The following is a 23492-nucleotide window of genomic DNA, read 5'->3' as shown; positions in this document are numbered from 1 at the left end:
CCAGTAGCTTATACTACTAACAAGTGCTTTTAGATTACTATTAGCGACTAATTACACAAAAAAGTCCAATGTTGTGTGATCAAAGTTACTCAAGTTTGGAAAAATATCAACAAGCTCAGAGCTTGGCACACCAAACCACTGAGCCAATGTGGCAAAGTACTGCTCATTAGCAACACTTGGAATTAAACGCCCGCCACCGGTATCTTGTGGGCCATCCAAATGTTGAGTTAGTAGCTCGCCATATATATTGCCGCCTTTTACTGCGCCGCCCATTACTATTTGGTTTCCTGCCCAACCATGGTCAGTGCCATCGCCATTTGAGGTCAACGTGCGACCAAAATCAGACATAGTAAACGCAGTCACTTTATCTGCCATATCAAGCTCTTTCATCGCGCTATCAAATTCACTTAACCCTTGAGCTAACGTATTTAATAAAGCAGGGTGCGTTGTTAATTGGTTATCGTGCGTATCATACCCCCCCATAGAAACAAAAAACACTTGGCGCTGAGTGCTCAATTTTGCCTGTACGCTAATTGTTTTAGCGACTGCTGCAAATTGCTCACTAAGGCTATTATCGCTAAATGGGGTAATAAGTGCAGGCGCGCTTTCTAACGCGCTGTTCATTGCTTGAGTGTTATTTATCGCACTTGTTAAGCCATTGGCATAAGCTGTACTTAACGGATGGTTCGTATTACCTAGTAAGCGGTTCATAATAGAAGTTACGTGCTCGCTACGAGGTTGATACCCACCAAACGCGTTAATACTACTAATGCCACTTTTGTTAAGCGCAAATGCATTGCTAGCACTTCCCGTTTGCCATAAATTAGTACCGTCGAGTGATACATTAGCTGCAAACTCATCTTGTAGCTCTAAACGTTCTAAAAGTCGTGCGCCCCACCCGCTATTAAGTGATTGTTTTTCTCGACCATACATCCACGCAGCTTGCTGATCGTTATGCGAAAACAAATGCTTAGGCAAACCTATTGTTTTATTTTTATAGTCACTCAATGTTGTGGGAGCGAGTAAAGTACCTACCCCACCTATAAATGCTAAATTTTGAGATTCAAACACATTTTGTATAGGTTCAAGTGAGGGATGAATACCGACTCCACCGGCAAACTGGCTTTTAATACTTAACTCAAGTGGGCTCTCTACCGCTAGGTTCTGCCTACTTTGCTCGTAAACACTACGTTGCTCGCCTTCAAGCGGAACGAGCATATTTAACGAATCATTCCCCCCGTATAAATACACACACACTAATGCTTTGTAATCACCTAGCTCAACAGCATTAGTCGCTCCAGTTAATGCTTGTAATTGCAGGCTCGTTAACGCGGCAGCCGATACGCTTCCTTTTACACATAACGACAAAAACTCTCTTCTATTAATGCTCATTATGCGATCCTAATACTGCACGTTAAATTCAGGTGAAATAGCAATCATATATAATAAATACGAAACCCGTTCACGGTATTGCTCTTCATTAAAATAGGCATCTAAATCAAGTAATGCTTGGCGTGTGTCACTGCTCATTGCGCCTGCAAAATATAGCGTGTTGTACTGAGTTAATAGCGCGCTAACACCGTGTTTCTCTAAAACATTCATGTCGTCTTGAATATAAACATAAATACCATTTGAATTTAAATCACTGTGCGCTTCTGCGGTACTCCACACTAAACTTGCGTAAAGCGCGTTCATGGTGCCAATCAGTGTTGCATCGTTTGCTATTTGTAATTCTGGCGCAACAATACCTTCATTTCGCAAAGCTGCGGTTTGATAATCAGGCCTAAAAAAGTTAAATACCGAAGCCGACTGCATGGGCCCTTGCCCGTAGTTATTTATTAAATTCCATGTTTTATAATAACCCGCTGGCGATTTAGCATCTAGATTTCGCCAAAACTGTACAGTTTTTAAAATAGGCTCTTTAATTTTACCTTGGTAATTAAGCACTGAGCCAAAATGCCGCGCTTCATCATCTAAATATATAGCCTTTACTACAGCCGCTAAATCGCCGCGTACACCAGCGCCGTTATCAATAAATACATTAGCTGCTCGCTCAACGTATTGGGGTGTTGGGTTTGAGGTAATTAATCGCTGAATAAGCTGCTTGCTAATAAACGGCGCAACATTTTGATGGTTAAATAAGTTATCAAGGGCTATTTGCAATGACTCTTCTGCTACATAACCTTGTGGTATAACCTCACCGTTTAGTAAGGTTTTTTGTTTACTAGAATGGTACTCGTCAAATGCTTCCATTGGCTTAATATAATCACGACTTTTGCGCTTAAATGTTTCACTATCGGCAAACGTCCAACCAGTAAATACGCGTGCAAAACCCTCTATTTCTACCTGTCCGTAAGTGGCAATGGTATTACCTTGTGCATCAAGCTTGGCGCTGCCATCTAGATTTAGTTCTTCAAGGCCAATAGTAAATAACTGCATTACTTCACGTGCGTAATTTTCGTCTGGGCGAATATTGAGTGTATCGTCTGCTTTTTCGTTACCCAAATGGCTTAAGTAAGTCCCCATAATAGGCGAAAGCGTGACATCTTCGAGTAAGTCACGATAATTACCAAAGACATGCTTTAGTAATAAATCGTAATAAGTGATCATGCCCTCAGGTTGGCCTCTTAAGGCACTATTTTCATCCGACACCACTAATATTTCACTTAACGCAAACGCAACACGTTGACGAAGTTGATCGTCACTTTGCATTACTGCTTTCCACCATGCATCTATGCGGCTTATGTATTTAAAGTCGTCATCGTCATTTAGCTTTACTAAATAATCACGGTGATAATTAATAGGTAGCGCTATTTGTTTATCAAGCCATTGCTGCTCGCTTAAACCTTGTGCGTTTTGTATTTCACTAAGCTTAGGCCCCATTGTTGCTTGGTGTAGTAACCGTGCGGCGCTAATCTCATCCATATTATTGCGCGCTATAAAGCTCAGCGTTTTTACACTGCTTGCCCCTTCATTGTCGGTTGCTGTTACCGAAAAAGCGTAATTAACAGGCTTATAACTTTGCGCATTTAGCAGTGTTACTGAGGTGGTTACTGCCTCTAAAGGCCCGCGAATTAGTTCAGGCCCTTGCGTTTGTTGCCATACAACCGATGTAATAGTGCCGTCTTTATCACTGGCTGTTGCTGTTAGCTCAATTGTTTGGCCCTTACTTAATTCACTAGGAATATCAGCGACTGACAAAATGGGGATTTTATTTCCGTTAACGGTTGGCGTATCATCTGAGCCTGAACCACCGCAAGCGCTTAGTATAAAAACCGTGCTTGCGATCAGAGCAAATTTATAATGCATGTAAAGTCGTCATCATTTGTTAATTAAAGTACGTTAGTGTGTACCGAGTTTGATGCATTTATTGAAACACAAAATTTACAATTTAACTCTTTATTTTTTGTAACCGAATCATGAACGCCCCATTAATAATGCACTAGCTGCAGGGGTAAACAGCCAGAGCTTTATTATTTATGAAAACAGAAATTCGCTATTGTTTTGAATCTTCACAAGTTGCTAACCGGTTTTTACACGAGCTGAAAGACTGGCCGGTTAACGATGTAAAAACACGACTTTTTAATGGCGGCGATAGTGTAAAAGTGACATACGAATACGACGAAAGTGGTTTTGATTATACTTGCGCCGAACTTGACGACCTAGCACAGAGCCATGGCGGGAAAGAGGTTTAAGCGTTTTATAATAAAAAACAGCTGATGCATCTTTAATAATTCACTTGAATTATATAGATTTGATTGATGTTTTATCTCTACCTGAGTTTTTCGCTTCGTAAAGCATTATGTCAGCTTCTTTAATTAGTGATTGCATAGACACATTATTACTACTTAAGGTTTCTTTTGTAGCAAATACACACCCAGCACTAATTGTTAAATATTCACGTACAGGCGACGCTTCATGAGGTAGATTTAATTCCCTAACCGCCAAAAGCAATTGCTGAGATATATCTACAAACTCTTCATAAGAAAGCTGTTTAAAGAATAATATGAACTCTTCGCCGCCATAGCGCGCCACTGTACCTGTGTTTTGCTTAGCTACTTGCTTTAGCTTTTGGGCAAGAGCTTGTAAAACGTTGTCTCCGCCTTGGTGACCATAAAAATCGTTATAATTTTTGAAATGGTCTACATCAAGTAATATTATTCCAAAGGCATTTTTTTGCTGTTGAGCCTGTTCCCATTGCGCCGCAATAATTTCGTCAAAGGCACGCCTGTTGTAAATTTGGGTTAACCCATCAATTTTACTTATTTTTTCAAGCTTAAAATTTTGATCTTTAACTTGTTTAATTAATGCATTAAACCCGCTAATTAAAACGCGCATTTCTAAAAATTTATTACTGAATCTCAGAGGCTGTAAATCGTTTTTAACCAACATTGAATTGATAGCGGACGCACCGTTAATAAGTGGTTCAATAAAGTAACGATTTACAATATAGAAACTCAAAAGTGACATTACAAAAAACATTAACAAAATAAGTTTTAAATAGTGATCAAATAAAACTGGCAGTGTTTGATGGTGGTGCTTAATGTTCAAAGCAATAAGTGGATTACCGTTTATATCTAGAATCACCCTTTTCCTTTGAGTGGCAATGTCCTCTCCTTGGAGGCTCCCTTTAAGCGTCGCAATATAGTTTAAAGAACTAGCCTGTTCTATTTGTGAGTAGCTAAGCTCCACTTGTGCAATCTCAGCTAAGGACTTGATCAACGACGGTCTTACTTTTTTTATAAAAACAATACTACCAACAGGCTCACCTGTTTTATCTGTTCGCTTTATTACATGCGATGCAAACATGACAGGGCCGTCCGCTGTTTGCAAAAAACCAGAATGGCTTAAACTGTTGTCGTCTTCAGAGGCTTTTGAATTAGGAATAATTGCGCGGTTTAATTTATTAACCTGTAAATCTAAATCAGGCGCATCAAACTCAGTATGTTTAATATAATTATACGCTTGCCCGTAAACCATATTAAAGTTTATATCGTAAATAAACACACCATCAATTTTGAGAGAGTAGAAGGTGTCACCTACAAAGTTTGAATCTACATATTCTACGTCAAAATCAGCCATGTAATTATAGGTATCGTCCCATACGGCGTAGTCATAATTGAGTGTTTCTAAAAATATAAACTCTCTATCAAGCGCAATTTTAAGACTTAATAATTCACGATTTTGATAATCTTCAATACTAGTGTTTATGGTCGGCAGGCTAAAGAAATAGCGGTACCCTACTAATAAACTTGTTACAAAGCACATTAAAATCAAAGTACCTATTATTACAAAAAATCTTAATGTCATAGTCTCTATCTAATCGTGTAAAATTAAGTCAAAGTAGCTTACATTTTTATATTTTAGACTCCCTGTAACTAAATAATAAATAATTAGCTTCTTACTAAAGCGTAGTATAAATTCATGAGCAGGAATAAACAAAGTTTACTATTAAATTTTATAGCGTTAAAACTTTAGCCCTTTCAATAATATATTTAATATAGACATAAAATTATACCAATTCGCTTAATTAAGTGGTCTATTTTGAGGGCGGAAAAACGTGTTGATAGCTAGGCAAAAAATTCGCTATTTAGTTGTTCTAAATGAGAATTTTTTAACGCAGGTAGCGACACGTTTAGCCCCGCAAAATGATTAAGTATTATTGCGGATTGGTATTACACATTTAAAGTAGTACAAAAAGCTGAAATTATTCCACTACAGAAAATTCAACTTTTGATGGAGACGAACTCGCAAGCTCCAGTACTTCGTAATAATTTAAACCATCTATTTTTTTGCCAATAATAAAATAATTCATTTCCCCCATCATGGTCGGGTCGCCCATAATATCGTCTAAGCTTTGCACGTCAGAAAATTGAATTGCGATTAAAGCGCCTAAAAAACGCATGGAATCTTGAGGCTTTAATGCTTTTAAAATTTTATTAACTCCCATTTGAGTTGTCTCTGGTGTAGAGCCATCAAATCTAAAATCACTTTTTGTACTAGCGCATGCACTAAGCATTAATATTGATAGTGCGATAAGTAAATGTTTCATATATATCCTTATTTGTTATTCGTGATACTTGCGGATCATCGCCACTTTGCCGTTTTCAATTTCAATCACTTCCATCATTGTGGAGGTATACTCAATTGGCTGTTTATTTTGCGGATGAATACCTTTTACATAGTTTTTATAACGAATAGCAAAGCCTGTATCGTTAAACACAAATGTATTAAGCAGTGTGCTTTCAAACAACGTGTGCGCACCTAAGTAAAAACTCATACCTTTGCGCATCTGCTTTTTACCATCAGGAGTACGTGAGTCATCCGGTTGATACGGAATATGCTGATTGCCAATATCATCGGTTAACAATGCAAGGTAAGCCTCAAGCTCTTTAGCACCTGCGTTAGGTGCTTGTGTTGCGGTCATTGTTTTATAGTATTGCTGCGCAAACGCATTCAAGTCGAGTGACTCTTGGGCATGAACCGAAAAAGCAGCTACTAGAGCCAAACCTAACGTTAAAAGTAACCTCATTGACTATTCCCTGTAGTTAAAAATATTTTATAGGTACATTACCTTAGTAAGTTCAATAATCAAACAAAATCAGTTTTAAGTGAATTAACACCTACATTTTGCTCTTTACTCTATTTGTTGCAACGCTGTTGGCAGGGTCGTCTGGCCAAAAATGCTTAGGGTAACGACCTTTCATTTCCTTTTGCACATCGCGGTAACTGCTAGCCCAAAAGTGGGCTAAATCTTGAGTAAGTTGCAATGAGCGTTTACCTGGCGATAGCAGCTCCATAAGCAGTGGCAGTTTACCGTTGGCAAGCATAGGCGTACTGGTCAAGCCGTAAACTTCTTGCATACGCACGCTTAGCTTTGCGGGGCCATCAAGCTGGTATTCTATTTTTATATTTGAGCCACTTGGCACCGTTAAGCGCAGTGGTAACAGTGCTTTTAAAGCGGTTTGTTGTTGCCAATCAAAACAGTTTTGTAATGCTTCAAAGTAGTTAAACTTTTTAAGCTGCGTGAGCGTTTTAATATCTTCTAAAAACACGCTTAGCCACTGCGCTGCATTTTGAATGAGTTGTTGCTCATTTGTTTTTGGAAATTTATCGGGTAATAACTTACTTGCTAGACTCATACGTATCAGCAATTGCTGCGCATCAGGTTGCTCGTTAAATAATGCAAAACCGTGTTTAGCAAATAAGTTTAGCCACGCTTTAGCGCGCTCGCTCTTATCTAGTTTTTGTTTACTAGGCTGGCTGCTGAGCGTTATAGCCCCGAGCTTTACTTCATCTTGATGAATAAAACGTGCTGATTTTTCGTCAAACTCACAGCGAGTAAGTTCACTAAATAAATGCGGTAAATAGTCTTGTAACTCAAATGGGTTAAGCGCGGTGGCTGCAAATATACGCCCTCCTTTGTGCCCGCCCATGGTTGCTATAGCTAAGTAATCGTCGTTGTGCCAGTAATCGGCATTTAACTCAGCACCTGCACCATTGGCAAGTAAATAACCATTACCACGTTTTTTAGCGATGCGATCGGGGTATGCCAATGCCACTAGCAAACTAATATAATGCGTATTTAATTCGCTGTTTTCGTCTTTTACTTTTAAGCGGCTTTGCCAATATTTTAACTGTTGTTTAAATACCGGATGCGGACGTTGCTGTTGGCTATGCAGCGCTAAACTCAACTCGTTTGCACTATTTACTCGGCTCTCAAGTAATGCCACTAAATAAATAGCGAGCTTAAAAATACCAGGGAGTTGGTCATCAAGTATTTGGGCTTTTAGTAGCATATGCGCCAAACGAATATCAGCACCAAAACCTAGCATTTTACTGCCAAGCGGTGTGAGCTTACCTTTGCTATCAATAGCTTCAAGCATATTAAGCAGGTTACTTGCTTGCTTGCATTGTTGCTCAGTGGGCTTATCGAGCAAGGTTAGCTCATCAATACTGGCTCCCCATTGCTTTGCCTCAAGCATAAGTTGGCTTATGTCTGATGTGAGTATTTCGGGATTGTCGTGGCTATTACGTCGCTCAAAGGTTTGCTTTGAGCCAATTCGATAAACAATGCCCGGCTCTATTCGCCCTGCACGTCCTGCACGCTGCACAGCAGATGAGCGCGATATACTTTGTGTTGTGAGCTCAGTAACCCCTGTTTTTAAATTAAAGGTAGCTGCACGGCGCTTGCCGCTGTCAATTACAATGCGTATGCCTTCAATAGTTAAACTGGTTTCGGCTACATTGGTGGTAAGCACTACTTTGCGCATACCGTTTGGTGCAGAAGCAATAGCGGCTTGCTGATTAGCTTTATCTTGCTCGCCAAATAGCGTTGCGACTTGGCAGTTACTAGGTAAATCGGTGAGTGCTTGTTGCACGCGTAGTATTTCAAATTGCCCAGGTAAAAATACCAATGCGCTACCTGTTTGCTCATTAAGTGCTTGTTTTATTATGCTAGGAATTGCATCAAGCCAACGGCTTTCATCTTTTATGGGTATGTATATTTCGTCTATTGGGTAGCTGCGACCGCTCGATTGAATTACAGGGCAGTCAAAAAACGCTGTATAACGCTCAGTATCAAGCGTTGCCGACATAAGCATAATGGTTAAATCTTCACGCAGCGCACTTTGGGTCTCGAGCGCAAAGGCAAGTGAGGTATCGGCTGCAATTGAACGCTCATGAAATTCATCAAATATAAGTAAATCTATATCGCTTAATTCGGGGTCGTTTTGCAGCATGCGCGTTAGCATGCCTTCGGTGACTATTTCGAGGCGCGTATTAGCGCTTACTTTACTCTCGCCCCTAATCCGCAAGCCCACACTTTGCCCAACACTCTCGTTTTGGCACATTGCTAGGTAACTGGCAATATTACGTGCAGCTAAACGGCGAGGCTCTAGCATTACAATACGTTTAAAATGCCCATCGCGCATTAGTTGCAGCGGCAACCACGTAGATTTACCCGCACCAGGCGGCGCTTGTAATAACGTAATAGGATTACTTTGTAATGTAGTAACGAGTTGTTGATATATGTCTTGAACCGGCAGCACAGCTATTTACCCTAAATTGCTTTGCAGGCATTGTAACAAAAAACCAAAGCCTAGCTGCGGTAGATGTTTATTAATAATTGCTATTAACTACCCGACACCATTCTAATTCGATCTGCAGGCACTCGTAATTGCTGCATTAAGTAAATTTTAAATGGTGCTTCGTAAGGTTGCTCATCAACCGCTTTTTGCATGCATAAAAGCCATGCATCACTTTGCTCAATTCCTACATGTAAATGTTTATGCGCTTGAGGTATGTTAATACTACCTAAATGTTCAGCGTATAATTTAGGACCACCTAACCAGCCCGACAAAAAATAAGCGAGCTTTTTTCGCGATGCCGATAAGTCTTTTGAATGCATACTCCTTATATTTTCAGCCTCTTTTAAAGCGTCCATATTGTCGTAAAACGCATTCACCAATTGTGTAATACCTGCTAACTCACCTGCCATTTTGTATGAGCAGTCATCCACTCCGTATTCACACGTTTTTGTATTCATAACTCACTCAGGTTAACTACTTTGTTTAATACCTGCATATTAGCTTAAAACAAAAATTTAAGAATGAGTTACATCAAAGCGGCGTAACTTATGTCAGCAATAATTACAGGCTGCTATGTATATTTTTTAATAAATAGCGCAATATTAAAAACAAAATCGCTCAACATGAAAATATAACCAACTGATAATAAAAACAATAAAACCATTATTATTCCTTGGTACAAGGCTTGCTACTTTATAACTGACAGTTAATTCACTAACCTAAAGTAAGGATAAACTTATGAACAGCGATCGTATCGAAGGTAATTGGAAAGAACTTAAAGGTAAGGCTCAACAAAAATGGGGCGATCTTACCAACGACGATTTAGATAAAATTGAAGGTAGCCGTACAGAGCTAGTTGGTAAAATTCAGCAGCAATACGGTAAATCTAAAGAAGAAGCAGAGCGTGAAGTTGATGAGTTTGAAAAAGGTCGTTAAACCGCGTTAACCGCTTTTAAAAAAACCGCCATTTGGCGGTTTTTTTGTTTAAGCTGTAGGTTATTTAGCTACGCTTTTAATTGGTTACCAATCGGTAACTGCCTAATACGCTTTCCGCACGCTGCAAAAATAGCATTACATAATGCTGGCGCATAAACTGGTGTAGACGGCTCGCCTACCCCTGCTGGTGGTGCATCGCTTTGTACAATTTCAACGTCAATCTCAAGAGGTGCGTCGCTCATACGCGGTACGCGATAATCATGAAAATTACTTTGCTGTACGCGCCCTTTATCAAAGGTAATACCATCGCTGATTGCAGTTGTAATACCGTAAATAGAGCCACCTTGGGTTTGGTTTTTAACGGTGTCGGTGTTTACAACCGTACCCGCATCAATGGCAACCCACGACTTAATTACTTTTAAATCGCCAGCATCCGACACTTCTACTTCAACTACCGTAGCTACATAAGTTAAAAAGCTTCTGTGTGCTGCTATGCCTAAACCTCGACCTTTAGGAAGCTCTCGCCCCCATTTACTCATGTCAGCTACTTTTTCAATAACATGGCGCAGTCTGCCAATATCTAGAGGATAAACCGCTTTATCGCCACCGTAATTATCGTATGTAGCATTTTGCTCTGTTACATCAACAATACGACTCGGACCTATAGTGTCTAGTAAATAGTCTTTTTGGTCGCGACCGGCTTTGTGCGCTGCTTCACCAATAAATGACTGAATAGCAAAGGCATGAAAAATATTTGATACAGAACGCATCCAACCAATTCGTGCTTTAGCAGGCGCATCACCGTTTTCTAACTTCATATTAGGTGTGTTAATAGGGTTATCGGTAAATCCTAAGCGCAGTTCAAAGCTTCCTGGCGTAGTCGCCCCTTCTGAAAAGGTAGAGGTGATCGGTGAAAACGCGGTGCGGTGTAAATAAGATTCTATAGCGCCATTTTTATCTAGCGATGCTTCAATGTGCTGAGCCGAAACCGCATGGTAAAAACCATGTTGTATGTCGTCTTCACGCGTCCATTGCACGCGAATAGGTTTGCCTACTTTCATTGAAAGGTAAGCTGCTTCTGCTGAAAAGTCAGGTTTTGACTTACGCCCAAAACCGCCTCCTAACATGGTAACGTGAACATTAATTTTGCTCTCATCCATGCCAAGCATTGCCGCCACTGTTTTCATATCGGCTTGTGGATTTTGCGTAGCAGCCCATATATCAACACTGTCTTTGTTGTACATAGCTGTTGCACAAGGCGGCTCCATTGGTGCTTGAGCAAGATGCGGTGCGTAATAATCAGCTACCAATTTATTGCTCGATTTAGCCAACACGCCCATGGCATCGCCTTTATCACGTATGTTTGCCTGTGGAGTTTGTACTGTTTGTAATAATGACTTTTTAAATTCTTCTGAATTGTAATCGCCATTTTTGCCATCATCCCACACGACTTTTAATGCTTTACGCCCTTGCCATGCAGCCCATGTGTTTTTAGCTATAATCGCAATGCCACCTTTTGGCTGAAACTGCGGTGCGCCTTTTGGTGCAGGTATTTCAATAACATCTATAACGCCGTTTATCGCTTTTGTAGCACTGGCATCAAACGACTTAACAACACCGCCTACTACCGGCGGGCGTTCAATTATAGCCACCAGCGCTTGTGGTTCGCGTACATCGGCTGCAAATATAGCTTTACCTGTTACTAAATCGGCTAAATCTATGTGCGCCATGCCGGTATTAATATAACGCCATTCTTTGCGTGTTTTAAGTGTTAGTTTGTCAGCTTCTGGTGGCGTTATTGTAAGCGCTAAGTCGATTAAATCTTTATAAGTAAGCGATTTACCTGAGCTGTGTGTAACAACGTGTTGATTAGCAGTACAGGTTCGTGGATCAACTTTCCAAAACTTAGCGGCAGCATGCTGCATCATGTAACGTACACTTGCGCCCATTTCACGCAGGCGCTGCATGTTGTAGCGAATACTGCGCGAGCCATCGGTATTTTGATCGCCGTATTTAGGGTCGCCCTTACCCTGAATAACAATAACCTTATCCCACGCGGCTTCCATTTCATCGGCAACTATTTGTGCAATCGCGGTGCGAATTTGCTGACCCATTTCAGAGCGATGGCACGTTATTTCAACCATGCCGTCTGGGCGCAGTGCAATAAATAAGTTTGCGCGTTTTGCCAGCTCAGATGGCTGCTCTAACACACCCGCAATCGCTCTTGGCGCACTGCCTACAAAATAAGTACCAAGTACCAATGCACCTATTGCGCTAGTTTTTAAAAACTTACGGCGGTTTAAATCAAAATATTTATTATCTTGGTTCATACTTCTTCCCCTTGTTCATTTGGGTCAAAATACTGAACACTCGCCATTGTTTTAGCGGCTGATTTAATTGCTTTATGAATGCGCGGGTATGTACCACAACGGCAAATATTTCCCGACATATTACTTACTATTTCATCATCGGTAGGGTTTGGATTGGCAGCTAATAAGCTTGCAGCTTGCATCATTTGGCCGCACTGGCAAAAACCACACTGCGGTACTTTATGCTCAACCCATGCTTGTTGTACTGGATGGTCGCCCTGCTCGCTTAACCCTTCAATTGTTGTAATTGAAAGACCCGCTACTGCCGCTACAGGTAATACACACGAGCGCTGAGCTACCCCATCAATATGCACAGTACACGCACCGCACTGAGCCATACCACAGCCAAATTTAGGGCCGGTTAAATTCAATTCGTCTCGGAGATACCATAATACTGGCGTTGACGGATCGCCAGAAAACTCATGTTTATTACCATTAATGGTAAGCGTGATCATACTAAACTCCTTGGCAAAGCGCTTTACAGGAGGGTTCCTTGTTGCGCGAGAACTATTTTTAATTACTTACTATTTTATACTTACTACTTTTAGCCTACCACTTAGATCTATTTTATAAAAATACTAATTATTAGAACGTTTAAACCACATTGAAATTATTAACGTCTGATTATTAGTATTAGACTAGGGACTGCAGACCTTTTTAGATTGAAGTTCACTCAATCTAGGGGAGATTTAATCGCGGCGGGAGGTTTGTAAACAACAAAGCGTAAATTGCCCCTATGCAGAACCCTTGGGGCAGCGCATGTTAAACCTCGAAAGATAAACAGGCCCTAAATAAAAGTTTAAAAAGACTATTAATAAAAAAAAACCGCCATTTGGCGGTTTTAGATAGTGTAAATAAGCTTTTAACTATTAATTAAAACGGCGTCTACCAAATAAAACCACTGATAGCAGCGTAAGTAAGTAATAAATACTGCCACCTGAGCTAGAGCCTGAATCAGATGAAGGAGTCGCTAGCGCAGCACCTTGCTTACCTTCAACGTTTATAGTCACAGTTTGAACTGCTGAACTATCAAATTTATCTTTAGCTACATAGCTAAACGTTACTACATGATCGGATTCGCTCGTAGGAGTTAGTTTAAACAATCCAGTATCAGGCTCAAATGTTAAAGTTCCTGAGTTTGGCTCGGTTACCACTTCAAACTCAAGTGTATCGTTGTCGCTATCTAATGCTGAAAAGCGACCATTCACTTCACTCTTGTAAGAGGTGTTATATGTTACATTTTGAGCTTGTGGGGCTGTATTTGTTAGTTCAATAACAACATTATGAAGCTCAGATTCAACTAAAGAATCTTTCACTGTAAAGCTAACTGATACTGGCTCAACCGAGTCACCACTTGGTGAAAAGGTCACGCTACCTAAGGCAGAATCCATTAACTGAATTTGCCCGTGAGCAGGCGAATTTTTAATTTGAAATACTAATTGCTCTGCGTCTTCATCCATACCTTCTAGATTAAAGTTAAGCGGTGTACTCCAATGAGTTTGCAGTGTCATATTATTTGCTGTTGGTGCTGTATTTTTTAGCTCTAACGTTAAGCTTGATAACGCTGAACGTGAACGATCTTTTACTGTGTAGTAACTAAGCTCGTCAATGCCTACAGTCCCCGAAGGTATATAAGTTAGTAGACCCGCCTGTCTGTCGGTAAACTCGACCCTACCCAGAGTTGGTCTCTTATTTAAAACTACATAATCAATATCATCTGATACAGGTAAATCTATTTGTATGCTTTTTAAAACATGATCAGAGTAGCTTACAGCTTCAGGCTTAGCTAAAGGCTCAGTAACTTGATTAGAAAACACCTCCAATGACCGACCCGCCAACAAGGTATAATCAACATTATTATACGTAGACGTTGCTAACCAACTGTCATTATTATTACGCTCAACAGTGTATGAAACCACATTGCTATCTAGGTTATATTCACCAAACTGATCTGAACACGAATACTGCACAAACCCAGCTCTTACAGACACAATGTTATTTAAAGAGTTTTGGCACACTTCACTAATTAATGTTGTCTGCCCATTTAAAGCCACTTTATAAAGTGAGCCATTATAGGTAGATGCAACTAAAGTTTCTTCTCCATTAATTACAGTATTAACCAAGCCGTTAAAACTTTGTTCTAAAGCAACTTTAGAGATAGTGTTTTCAGAGTAGTCATAACTAATGAGGTAGTCACTAACGAGACTAACCACATCTATATTTTCGTTATTAAGAAAGCTTCCAGTTACTATTGAACTCATACCGCCCCAATAAAATCCTAAGCGAGGCGATGTTTTTAATAACTCTCCAGTTTGCCCATTTAATACTTTAAAAAAGGTACCTTCACTTCCTGTATGCTCAGCGCCATTACCTACTATTATTTCTAACTTGCCATCGTTATTAATATCTAACGTTGTTAAGGTACTAATGTAGTCTCCGCCGCCAAGATATGTTTGAAATAGCTCTTCACCCGTTTCAGGTGAAAACACCTGTACATTCGCGTCGTATATAGCAGAGCTACCAGCAATAATATAATTCTTACCATCATCAAACAGCTGAGCAGTAGTAACTAAATTGTTATTATCCCAATCGTTATTAACGCTTATATTTGTAAGTATTTTTTCATTAGTTTGTGTATCTACTATGTGCAAAGCGTTACTATCACGCTCGGAATAAAGTATATCTAAGCTTCCGTTATTATTAATATCAGCAAGTGCTAACGCTTTATTTGAATAGTACTTAATGCCTTTAGCCCACTGTTGAGTTTTGTCATCCGTGTTGTGAATATAAAAACCATCTTCACCTGACGAAGAATAACCTGAGCCCCAAGCAATATTTTGTTTGCCATCGCCGTTAAGGTCATCTACGACAATGCCCGACACACCATGCTCTGGATTATTAATACTCCAAAACTCAACACCTGTTGTGAGTGAAAGCGCGTATAAACTCCCCCACTGACCATCGCCGTAAACTAAATCGTCGGTACCATCATTATCAATATCTGCAACTATTACTTTATCAATATCTAAGTCGCTTTGGGCTGTCCATAAAATGCTTTCAGTGCTTGGGCTTAGCATTTCTATGCTGTACCAACTTTGCCCATTAATCACTTCATCTAAGCCGTCGTTATTAATATCAACAGCAATTAAATGCTCGCCATTAATACTTACACTAAGTTGTTTGTGCAGTACAAATTCTGAATTTTCGAATCTATAAACCGCACCATCACTAAATAAAACTTCTTTTGCATTAGCCTCAGTAAACGAGCCTGTCACAAAATTTTGTGGTACATTTTCAAGCACCGCAATTTCAGATAAATCGAGCGAGTTAAGTACAAAAAGCTTACTACTTTGATAAACAAAAAGCTCATCTTGCCCATCGTTGTTTATATCAAACTTATCTGCTGCTCTTGGGTAATAAAACTCTTTACTTAGCTCTATCTCTTGAGTGACTAAATTAACTTTATGTACTGCGTTATTTTCTAAAACATATAAGTAGTATGTATCTGCCACTGTATCTTTAATTAGCGTGGTATCTTCAATATAGTCATCAAAGTCGTAGCGAGCAGTTACTTCATACGCACCTTTCACATATTCTATAATATTAAAATTGCTCTCTTGGGCGGATATAATGTGCTTACTACCCACACCCGACAAAGGTGCCACGTACAAGCCTTTTCGACCTGTTGAGTTGCCTAACGAAAACTCACGAAATACGCTACTAAGCTCTATGCTTTCCTCGTCTGAGGCAGCTTGAGTAAGGCTATTATTTTTTATAATTGGCGCGAGTAGAGGTTTTTTAGATAAACTTTCAAAATGAGCTTTATCAAAATTTATTTTTTGATCGTTAATTAAAACAGCATCACCGTAAGTATTTTCTTGAGTGTTTTTTATAGGCTGAGCGTGAGTATTGGCATTCACTGAATACGCGCTCATCATGAGCAACGTAAGGCAAGATAGTTTAATCAATTCCATAATCCTTTGTATTTCTTTATTTAATCACGTCACTACAACTGCAACGTTCCATTAACACGGCATTATATAGAGTACCAACCGGAAATAAAGAGGCGATTAACAAAGTTTTACAAAGGGATAGAAGAATAAAGTAATAACATTTAACTTGCAGCTAAAGCTACTTTTATAGAAATTTTATCCGCATACTTACTAATAAAAAGCGATTAATGAGTGCTTATAACATCTTCAGACAACAATCGCTCATCGTCTTTATAAACTTCAAGCCAACCTGGTGGTGATGTATCGCAGCCAATAATGGTTACTTGTAGCACATAACTATAACGACCATTTTTAAACGTATAGTGATGATTCCCGCCGCTGCCCTCAAATGTAATATCGCCATTTAGTAAAACCATATCAGGCTTGTCACTTGGCTTTTTATTAATACCCCACACTACATAACGGTAATTTCCATCACCTAAATCATCAACACGGATATGGTAGTTAGCCGTTTTCCAATCGAGTACTGGTTTTTCAAAAGTATTAATACTTGCGTGCAAGGATTGCTTACCTTGTTCGATTAGTCTTTTAGCAAGTGCCTGCTCTTTAGTATTTTGTGTATTTACAGCAATAATTTTACCTTCGGTATCTACCCACATAACGCCGTTATTTAGCATAATGCCGCGCCAACCTACTTTATCCCAATCGGTATTAATGTTTGAACTGGCAATAACTGCTATTAGCTCATCATTAAATACTTCATCAAAGCGGTTAATAAACTCAGCTTCATTTTTAATGTCAGGTATGGGGTATCGTCGTTTTAATGGGTAACGAATAAGTGTAGCAATTGCAGGTTTATCGTCACTTTCAAAGGCTGCAATAACAGGTAAAACGAACTCGTGATATTTTTGCTCAAGAGCAAATGTGCTAGATGTAAAAAGTAGAGATAGGCACAGTAGGATGTGGTTTAGATGTTTCATTTATAGTCCTTTATTTAAAATAATCAGAAATGTATGCAACAAATTCATGAGATAAAATTATAAAGTGGATAATTCCTACCGATGTTATAGATGAACATATTTAATATAAAAATCAATTAATTCATAATGATAACTTGCTTTAGGCTCTTTGATTTCATTATCATTTGTAGGCCCTACGCCAAATAGCTATCCATTGTTTAGTAGGCCTAGACAAGTCAGGTAATTACCTAAGTTTTACCACCTATTATTTGGTTGTTTGATGTTAATCTAAAATATAATTAACCACTATTTAAATATGTATTTGTATTAATGTGAAATAGTTTTCGACATTACTAAATGCGACTTAATGAATAAAAGTGAGCAAGACATGGATTGGCTTAATAATAAGAAATTGGAAGTAAAACAAAAGCATCATTATATATGGGCCAATTACATGAAGCATTGGTCTACAAACGGTCGAGACATATATTACACAAAGAAAAAAGGAGGGATAGCTCTAGACAGCATAAAAAGTGTGGCAGTGGAAAAGTATTTCTATCGTGTTAATACATTAACAGAAAAACACGTTTACCTAATTGAAAAACTCATAGCTATGAGTAATGATATGGAATTAAAAAAGCACCATGAAAAAGTCCTTAAAAGCTATTTAGACACACAAAAAATGTATAAATATTATACGTCTTTGGATGTTAAAAGCGAATATGGTGATAAATTATTTAATGCCGCTAAAAATAACTCGATCGAAGATAGACACTCTCAACTTGAGCGCGATGCCTTAAGTGTTTCAAATAAACTTAGAAATTTAGATGTAAACACCTTAAAAAACATTGATCAAATGACAGATTTTTTATTATTTTTAGGGCATCAATTAACTAGAACTAAAGCTTTTAAAGAAACATTTATTAAATCTTTTGCTAAGAATTGCGACCCTCAAATAGCTGAACTAATGGAGGAAAGTTGGTGGTTTATTTCTTTTCTTTATGGCACTAATTTAGGGAAAAGCTTGTGTATTAATAGAGGTTACTGCTATCAATCAATTTTAGAAAATAATACTAGCATCCCATTTATTACAGCTGACGCGCCTGTTGTAAACATCCATCCCAGACCTAATATGGGTACATCACCATTAAAACACGAAACTGAGTATTTTTACCCTCTATCACCTACTAAAGCATATTTTATAGGGTGGTCAGACAGATTTGTAAACAGCACAAGCTTAGTTAACGAGTCATTTGTGAAAGAAGTTAATAAAAAAATGGCTGAGGGTGCTCATTTTCATATTATTTCAAACAAGGCTGAAGTATTGAAGCTATATGAACGTTAATTCGGTAGGAAACGGTAATACCGAAGTTAGATCTTATTAACTTTTCGTAACCATATAGCTCTAATTTTAAAACAAAAAACGAGCCATACTGGGCTCGTTTTTTGTTTTACTGATAACTGACAGCTAAAAACTGATCACTCCTCTCTACTCCGGATCATAACCCAAATTAGGCGATAGCCATCTTTCAGCTTCTTCCAGCGTCATATTGGTTCGTTTAGCGTAATCTTCAACTTGATCGCGTTGTACTGCTGCTACGGCGTAGTACTTAGCTTCTGGATGTGAGAAGTACCAACCTGAAACAGCAGCACCTGGCCACATGGCGTACGAGCTAGTTAGCTGCATACCAATGCGTTTTTCGGTATCGAGCAACTGCCAAATTTTCTTTTTCTCGGTGTGCTCTGGGCACGCAGGGTAACCTGGCGCTGGGCGAATACCTTGGTAGTTTTCGCGTATTAGCTCATCGTTTGCTAGGTTTTCGTCTGGTGCAAAACCCCAATACTCTTTACGTACTTTTTCGTGCAGGTATTCTGCAAACGCTTCGGCAAGCCTGTCGGCAACCGCTTTAATCATTATTTTATTGTAGTCGTCTTGCTGTGCGTCAAACGCATTTGCTAAGTCGTCTTCTTCAAGACCGCCTGTTACAGCAAACGCACCAAAATAGTCTGGTGTGCCTTTGGGTGCTATGTAGTCGGCTAGGCAGTAGTTAGCAAAGTCGGTTTTTTCGGTTTGCTGACGTAAATGGCACGAGGTCGTTAACAGCTCTTTGCGTGTTTCGTCGGTGTATATTTCTATGTCGTCCCCAACGCGGTTAGCAGGGAATAAACCAATTACGCCAAGTGGTTGCAAACTGCCTGCTTTTTCAAGGTCGTCTAACATGTCGTTAGCGTCTTTAAATAAGCTTTGCGCTTGCTCGCCTACGACTTCATCGGTCATTATGCGCGGGTATTTACCGGCGATTGACCACGTCATAAAGTATGGCGTCCAATCTATGTATTTACGCAAAGTGGCAATGGATACGTTTTTAAACTCGATCACGCCGAGCTTTTTAGGCACTGGTGGCGTGTAGTTATCCCAATCAAGCACCGCTGCGTTATCGCGGGCACGCTGAATAGTAACAGGCTTAGAGCGTGGTTTTTTACGCGCTTGTTGCTCGCGCACTTTTACGTATTCAGCTTTAGTTTTAGCTAAAAAGTCAGGTTTATGCTCTTTTGATAATAAATTAGATACTACACCTACCGCACGGCTGGCATTACTAACATACACTACGCCTTTGTCATATTGCGGCTCAATTTTTACTGCGGTGTGCGCTTTAGAAGTAGTTGCGCCACCAATTAGTAGCGGAAGTTCAAAACCACGGCGTTTCATTTCTTTTGCTACGTGTACCATTTCGTCAAGCGATGGGGTAATTAAGCCCGATAACCCAATAATATCGGCTTTTTCGTCGATGGCGGTTTGTAGTATTTTATCAGCCGGTACCATTACACCTAAGTCGATTACTTCATAGTTATTACATTGCAGTACAACACCCACAATATTTTTACCTATGTCGTGTACGTCACCTTTTACGGTCGCCATTACTATTTTACCATTAGTTGAGCCTTCTTCTTTTTCAAGCTCAATGTATGGGTCTAGGTAGGCTACGGCTCGCTTCATTACGCGCGCCGATTTAACAACTTGTGGTAAAAACATTTTGCCTGCACCAAATAAGTCGCCTACTACGTTCATGCCGTCCATTAACGGCCCTTCAATTACGTGAATAGGTTTAGCTGCTGCGGCGCGGCATTCTTCGGTATCTTCATCTATGAATGTAGTAATACCTTTAACAAGCGCGTGCTCAAGGCGTTTTGCAACAGGCCATGTGCGCCACTCTAAATCTTCTACTCGCTCGGCTTGCGCCATACCCGAGTATTTTGGTGCAAGCTCTACTAAACGCTCGCCTGCGCCTGAGTCGGTGTTAAGTATTACGTCTGTAACTGCTTTACGTAATTCTTCTGGTATATCATCGTAAACGGCGAGTTGCCCCGCATTTACAATACCCATGTCCATACCAGCTTGAATCGCATGATATAAAAACACCGAGTGAATAGCTTCACGTACGGGGTTATTACCTCTAAACGAAAACGATACATTTGATACACCGCCCGACACTTTACAGTGCGGCAAATTTTGCTTAATGCGGCGTGTGCCTTCAATAAATTCTACGGCGTAGTTGTCGTGCTCTTCAATACCGGTGGCTACGGCAAATATATTAGGGTCGAATATAATATCTTCTGGCGCAAAGCCAATATCTTCTACCAATATTTTATAACTGCGCGCACATATTGCGAACTTACGGTCTGCCGTGTCGGCTTGTCCGTCGGTATCAAATGCCATTACAACAGCGGCTGCACCAAAGCGTTTTATTATTTTAGCTTGGCGAATAAACGGCTCTTCGCCCTCTTTTAGCGATATTGAGTTAACAATTGCCTTGCCTTGAATACACTTTAAGCCTGCTTCTATTACTTCCCATTTTGAGGAGTCGACCATAATTGGTACGCGAGAAATATCAGGCTCTGAGGCTATTAAGTTTAAAAACTTAACCATGGCGGCTTTTGAGTCCAACATGGCTTCGTCCATGTTTATATCAATAACCTGTGCGCCGTTTTCTACTTGTTCACGTGCCACTGTTAGCGCGGCTTCAAAGTCTTCTTCCATGATTAAACGTTTAAACATGGCAGAACCCGTTACATTGGTACGTTCGCCGACATTAGTAAATACTGCTATTTGTTGGGTCATGCTGGCTCCTTAATTTAAGTTACAGGCTTCAAGGCCTGATAAACGCATGCGTACTTCAAGCTCTGGTAGTTGGCGTGGTTTAACGCCCGCTAAACCTTTTGCAAAAGCGCGAATATGCGCAGGCGTGGTGCCACAGCATCCGCCTACTATATTAATAAAGCCCGATTTACCCCAATCGATAATTTCGGTTGCCATATCGTCCGCTTCTAAGTCGTATTCACCAAACTCATTTGGTAAGCCCGCATTAGGGTGTACCGATGTAAACGTTTCGCACACGCGCGACAACTCTTCTACATACTGGCGCAGTAAATCAGGACCAAGCGCACAGTTTAAACCAATCGAAATAGGCTTAATATGGCGAATAGAATTATAAAATGCTTCGGTTGTTTGCCCCGAAAGCGTACGACCAGAGGCGTCTGTAATAGTACCCGAAATCATAACTGGTAATTTACGTCCTGCTTGCTCAAAGGCTTCTTCTACGCCAAACGAGGCGGCTTTTGCGTTAAGAGTGTCGAATATAGTTTCGATTAGTATTAAATCGGCGCCGCCTTCCATTAATGCAAGTGTTGATTCAATATACGCAGTAACCAGCTTATCAAAGGTGACATTTCGGTAACCCGGATCGTTTACGTCTGGCGAAATTGAACACGTTTTAGATGTCGGCCCTAAAACACCGGCTACATAGCGCGGTTTTTCTGGCGTTTTAGCCGTAAATTCATCACAAATGGCGCGTGCTAATTTAGCCGACTCTAGGTTTATTTCACGGCTTAGGCTTGCCATGTCGTAATCTTCCATCGAAATAGTGGTCGAGTTAAACGTGTTGGTTTCGATAATATCGGCGCCCGCTGATAAAAAACCACGATGAATATCAGTGATTAAATCGGGCTTGGTTAGGCTTAATAAATCGTTATTGCCTTTAATTAATACATGCCAGTCTTTAAAACGCTCTCCGCGATAGTCTTCTTCTTCTAGCTTATGATCTTGGATCATGGTGCCCATAGCGCCATCTAAAATTAAAATGCGTTCTTTTAATGCGGCGCTTATTTCGGCTTGCTTATTATTTGTAGGAGCGTTATTCGGCATAGTTGTTAGTCCTCACGTCTTGGCTAACTAAATTAATATCATACGGTGTGGTTTGGTACACGTAGTAATTTAACCAGTTCGAAAAAAGTAAAAAAGCATGGCTTTGCCACGTTTTTGAAGGTTGTTTGGTTGCATCGTCATCCGGAAAGTAATTTTCGGGTTTTGGTGCATTAGGGCTCTTTTTACAATCGCGCTCGTATTCTGCTTTTAGCGAGTCGGCGTCGTACTCAGGATGACCGGTTATAAACACTTGGCTACCCGATTTATTTTTAAGTAAGTAAGCCCCTACTCGCTCAGAACCTGCCAGTACAACTAGCTCATCACAGGCGTTTATTTTATTTATATCAATGTGGCCATAACGTGAGTGCGGTACTAAAAAGGTGTCGTCGAATCCGCGAGTCAGTGCGCCGTGATCAAAGTAACATTGGTGAGTAAATACGCCACACAGTTTGTCGTCTTTTAAATCGCGCTTTAAATTGTAACGGTGATATAACGCTGCATGCGCTGCCCAACACGAAAATAACGTAGAGGTAACGTGTTGCTCAGCCCAATCAATAATGACCTTTAGCTCATCCCAATACGCTACATCGTCGTATTCTAAATGCGCAAGTGGCGCGCCAGTTACTATTAATGCATCGTAATTGTTGTCTTTAACCTCAGAAAAATAACGATAAAAGGTATCAAGGTGCTCTTCTGAATTGCTGCTACTGCGGTGAGTGTCGAGCCGCAGTAGTTCTACGTTTACTTGCAAAGGCGAGTTGGCAAGCAAGCGAATAAACTGAACTTCGGTTTCTACTTTATTAGGCATTAAGTTTAAAATAGCCAAACGCATTGGGCGTATCTCTTGCGTTTTTGCACGTGTTTTTGGCATTACAAATACGTTTTCTTGACGTAAACGTGCAATTGCCGGCAACTCGTCTTTTACTGTAATTGGCATATTTTTATTCCTGCTCATAAAAACCGAAGCTTAATTATGAACTGAA

17 protein-coding genes are annotated in these 23492 nt (G+C 39.9%); 3 read left to right on the top strand and 14 right to left on the bottom strand.

Features of this window, described 5'->3' with window-relative positions; genetic code table 11:
- Nucleotides 1–51: 51 nt before the first annotated feature.
- Nucleotides 52–1392 (bottom strand): DUF1501 domain-containing protein, encoded by a 1341-nt coding sequence (locus I6E82_RS10405; protein ID WP_197117838.1) that lies wholly within the window; start codon nt 1390–1392, stop codon nt 52–54.
- A 9-nt stretch (nt 1393–1401) separates the two neighbouring features.
- Entirely contained in the window at nt 1402–3309 is a 1908-nt protein-coding gene (locus tag I6E82_RS10400; protein ID WP_197117837.1) for a DUF1800 domain-containing protein, read from the bottom strand.
- A 170-nt stretch (nt 3310–3479) separates the two neighbouring features.
- Between I6E82_RS10400 and I6E82_RS10395 the strand changes: the two genes are divergently transcribed.
- Nucleotides 3480–3695: a hypothetical protein gene (locus tag I6E82_RS10395; RefSeq protein ID WP_002958138.1), complete on the top strand. Its 216-nt coding sequence runs from the start codon at nt 3480–3482 to the stop codon at nt 3693–3695.
- A gap of 49 nt (nt 3696–3744) precedes the next feature.
- Here the strand turns inward: I6E82_RS10395 and I6E82_RS10390 are convergent, their stop codons facing one another.
- From I6E82_RS10390 to I6E82_RS10370, 5 genes are all read right to left on the bottom strand, one after another.
- Nucleotides 3745–5310, bottom strand: coding sequence for a diguanylate cyclase domain-containing protein (locus I6E82_RS10390; protein WP_231616921.1), 1566 nt, complete (start codon nt 5308–5310; stop codon nt 3745–3747).
- Between the two features lie 397 nt (nt 5311–5707).
- A complete protein-coding gene (locus I6E82_RS10385; RefSeq protein ID WP_165721291.1) occupies nt 5708–6052 on the bottom strand; it encodes a DUF6694 family lipoprotein in 345 nt (114 codons plus the stop codon).
- A gap of 15 nt (nt 6053–6067) precedes the next feature.
- Nucleotides 6068–6532, bottom strand: a complete 465-nt coding sequence (locus I6E82_RS10380; protein WP_197117836.1) for a nuclear transport factor 2 family protein — start codon at nt 6530–6532, stop codon at nt 6068–6070.
- A 91-nt stretch (nt 6533–6623) separates the two neighbouring features.
- Nucleotides 6624–9050, bottom strand: coding sequence for an ATP-dependent helicase HrpB (gene hrpB, locus I6E82_RS10375; RefSeq protein WP_197117834.1), 2427 nt, complete (start codon nt 9048–9050; stop codon nt 6624–6626).
- An 83-nt stretch (nt 9051–9133) separates the two neighbouring features.
- Complete coding sequence (locus tag I6E82_RS10370; RefSeq protein ID WP_197117832.1) at nt 9134–9547, bottom strand: group II truncated hemoglobin; 414 nt, start codon at nt 9545–9547, stop codon at nt 9134–9136.
- Between the two features lie 280 nt (nt 9548–9827).
- Between I6E82_RS10370 and I6E82_RS10365 the strand changes: the two genes are divergently transcribed.
- Nucleotides 9828–10025 carry a CsbD family protein gene (locus I6E82_RS10365; protein ID WP_007581220.1) on the top strand — a complete coding sequence of 66 codons (198 nt, stop codon included), beginning with the start codon at nt 9828–9830 and terminating at the stop codon, nt 10023–10025.
- Nucleotides 10026–10093: 68 nt separating this feature from the next.
- Here the strand turns inward: I6E82_RS10365 and I6E82_RS10360 are convergent, their stop codons facing one another.
- The 4 genes from I6E82_RS10360 to I6E82_RS10345 all read right to left on the bottom strand — a co-directional run bounded on the left by I6E82_RS10360 (nt 10094) and on the right by I6E82_RS10345 (nt 17327).
- Entirely contained in the window at nt 10094–12355 is a 2262-nt protein-coding gene (locus I6E82_RS10360; RefSeq protein WP_165721287.1) for a xanthine dehydrogenase family protein molybdopterin-binding subunit, read from the bottom strand.
- Nucleotides 12352–12849, bottom strand: a complete 498-nt coding sequence (locus tag I6E82_RS10355; RefSeq protein WP_165721286.1) for a (2Fe-2S)-binding protein — start codon at nt 12847–12849, stop codon at nt 12352–12354. The genes I6E82_RS10360 and I6E82_RS10355 overlap by 4 nt, the downstream gene beginning before the upstream one ends.
- A gap of 414 nt (nt 12850–13263) precedes the next feature.
- The gene (locus tag I6E82_RS10350; protein WP_197117830.1) at nt 13264–16362 is read right to left on the bottom strand and encodes an FG-GAP repeat domain-containing protein; all 3099 of its coding nucleotides are present in this window, start codon (nt 16360–16362) and stop codon (nt 13264–13266) included.
- Between the two features lie 209 nt (nt 16363–16571).
- Nucleotides 16572–17327, bottom strand: a complete 756-nt coding sequence (locus I6E82_RS10345; protein WP_197117828.1) for a hypothetical protein — start codon at nt 17325–17327, stop codon at nt 16572–16574.
- Between the two features lie 346 nt (nt 17328–17673).
- Between I6E82_RS10345 and I6E82_RS10340 the strand changes: the two genes are divergently transcribed.
- Entirely contained in the window at nt 17674–18651 is a 978-nt protein-coding gene (locus I6E82_RS10340) for a DUF4238 domain-containing protein (protein WP_197117826.1), read from the top strand.
- Between the two features lie 144 nt (nt 18652–18795).
- On the opposite strand, the gene metH is transcribed toward I6E82_RS10340, so the two are convergent.
- The 3 genes from metH to I6E82_RS10325 are packed head-to-tail and all read right to left on the bottom strand — an operon-like array spanning nt 18796 to nt 23446.
- Nucleotides 18796–21426: a methionine synthase gene (gene metH, locus I6E82_RS10335; protein ID WP_197117824.1), complete on the bottom strand. Its 2631-nt coding sequence runs from the start codon at nt 21424–21426 to the stop codon at nt 18796–18798.
- A gap of 9 nt (nt 21427–21435) precedes the next feature.
- Nucleotides 21436–22509 carry a homocysteine S-methyltransferase family protein gene (locus tag I6E82_RS10330; protein WP_008167901.1) on the bottom strand — a complete coding sequence of 358 codons (1074 nt, stop codon included), beginning with the start codon at nt 22507–22509 and terminating at the stop codon, nt 21436–21438.
- Nucleotides 22499–23446 (bottom strand): homoserine O-succinyltransferase, encoded by a 948-nt coding sequence (locus I6E82_RS10325; RefSeq protein ID WP_007376156.1) that lies wholly within the window; start codon nt 23444–23446, stop codon nt 22499–22501. The genes I6E82_RS10330 and I6E82_RS10325 overlap by 11 nt, the downstream gene beginning before the upstream one ends.
- Nucleotides 23447–23492: the final 46 nt, after the last annotated feature.

The sequence above is a fragment of the Pseudoalteromonas sp. NZS11 genome (assembly GCF_015864765.1).
Taxonomy (GTDB): domain Bacteria; phylum Pseudomonadota; class Gammaproteobacteria; order Enterobacterales; family Alteromonadaceae; genus Pseudoalteromonas; species Pseudoalteromonas arctica.
The sequence above is the reverse complement of the archived record's forward strand: the minus strand, read 5'-3'. Positions and strand labels throughout refer to the sequence as shown.

What these genes read in the sequence shown, in the direction of transcription:
- I6E82_RS10365 (WP_007581220.1), top strand. Translation starts at nt 9,828, where the DNA reads ATGAACAGCGATCGTATCGAAGGTAATTGGAAAGAACTTAAAGGTAAG.
- I6E82_RS10405 (WP_197117838.1), bottom strand. Translation starts at nt 1,392, where the DNA reads ATGAGCATTAATAGAAGAGAGTTTTTGTCGTTATGTGTAAAAGGAAGC.
- I6E82_RS10325 (WP_007376156.1), bottom strand. Translation starts at nt 23,446, where the DNA reads ATGCCAATTACAGTAAAAGACGAGTTGCCGGCAATTGCACGTTTACGT.
- metH (WP_197117824.1), bottom strand. Translation starts at nt 21,426, where the DNA reads ATGACCCAACAAATAGCAGTATTTACTAATGTCGGCGAACGTACCAAT.
- I6E82_RS10400 (WP_197117837.1), bottom strand. Translation starts at nt 3,309, where the DNA reads ATGCATTATAAATTTGCTCTGATCGCAAGCACGGTTTTTATACTAAGC.
- I6E82_RS10355 (WP_165721286.1), bottom strand. Translation starts at nt 12,849, where the DNA reads ATGATCACGCTTACCATTAATGGTAATAAACATGAGTTTTCTGGCGAT.
- I6E82_RS10385 (WP_165721291.1), bottom strand. Translation starts at nt 6,052, where the DNA reads ATGAAACATTTACTTATCGCACTATCAATATTAATGCTTAGTGCATGC.
- I6E82_RS10380 (WP_197117836.1), bottom strand. Translation starts at nt 6,532, where the DNA reads ATGAGGTTACTTTTAACGTTAGGTTTGGCTCTAGTAGCTGCTTTTTCG.
- I6E82_RS10370 (WP_197117832.1), bottom strand. Translation starts at nt 9,547, where the DNA reads ATGAATACAAAAACGTGTGAATACGGAGTGGATGACTGCTCATACAAA.
- I6E82_RS10340 (WP_197117826.1), top strand. Translation starts at nt 17,674, where the DNA reads ATGAATAAAAGTGAGCAAGACATGGATTGGCTTAATAATAAGAAATTG.
- I6E82_RS10390 (WP_231616921.1), bottom strand. Translation starts at nt 5,310, where the DNA reads ATGACATTAAGATTTTTTGTAATAATAGGTACTTTGATTTTAATGTGC.
- I6E82_RS10345 (WP_197117828.1), bottom strand. Translation starts at nt 17,327, where the DNA reads ATGAAACATCTAAACCACATCCTACTGTGCCTATCTCTACTTTTTACA.
- I6E82_RS10330 (WP_008167901.1), bottom strand. Translation starts at nt 22,509, where the DNA reads ATGCCGAATAACGCTCCTACAAATAATAAGCAAGCCGAAATAAGCGCC.
- I6E82_RS10395 (WP_002958138.1), top strand. Translation starts at nt 3,480, where the DNA reads ATGAAAACAGAAATTCGCTATTGTTTTGAATCTTCACAAGTTGCTAAC.
- I6E82_RS10360 (WP_165721287.1), bottom strand. Translation starts at nt 12,355, where the DNA reads ATGAACCAAGATAATAAATATTTTGATTTAAACCGCCGTAAGTTTTTA.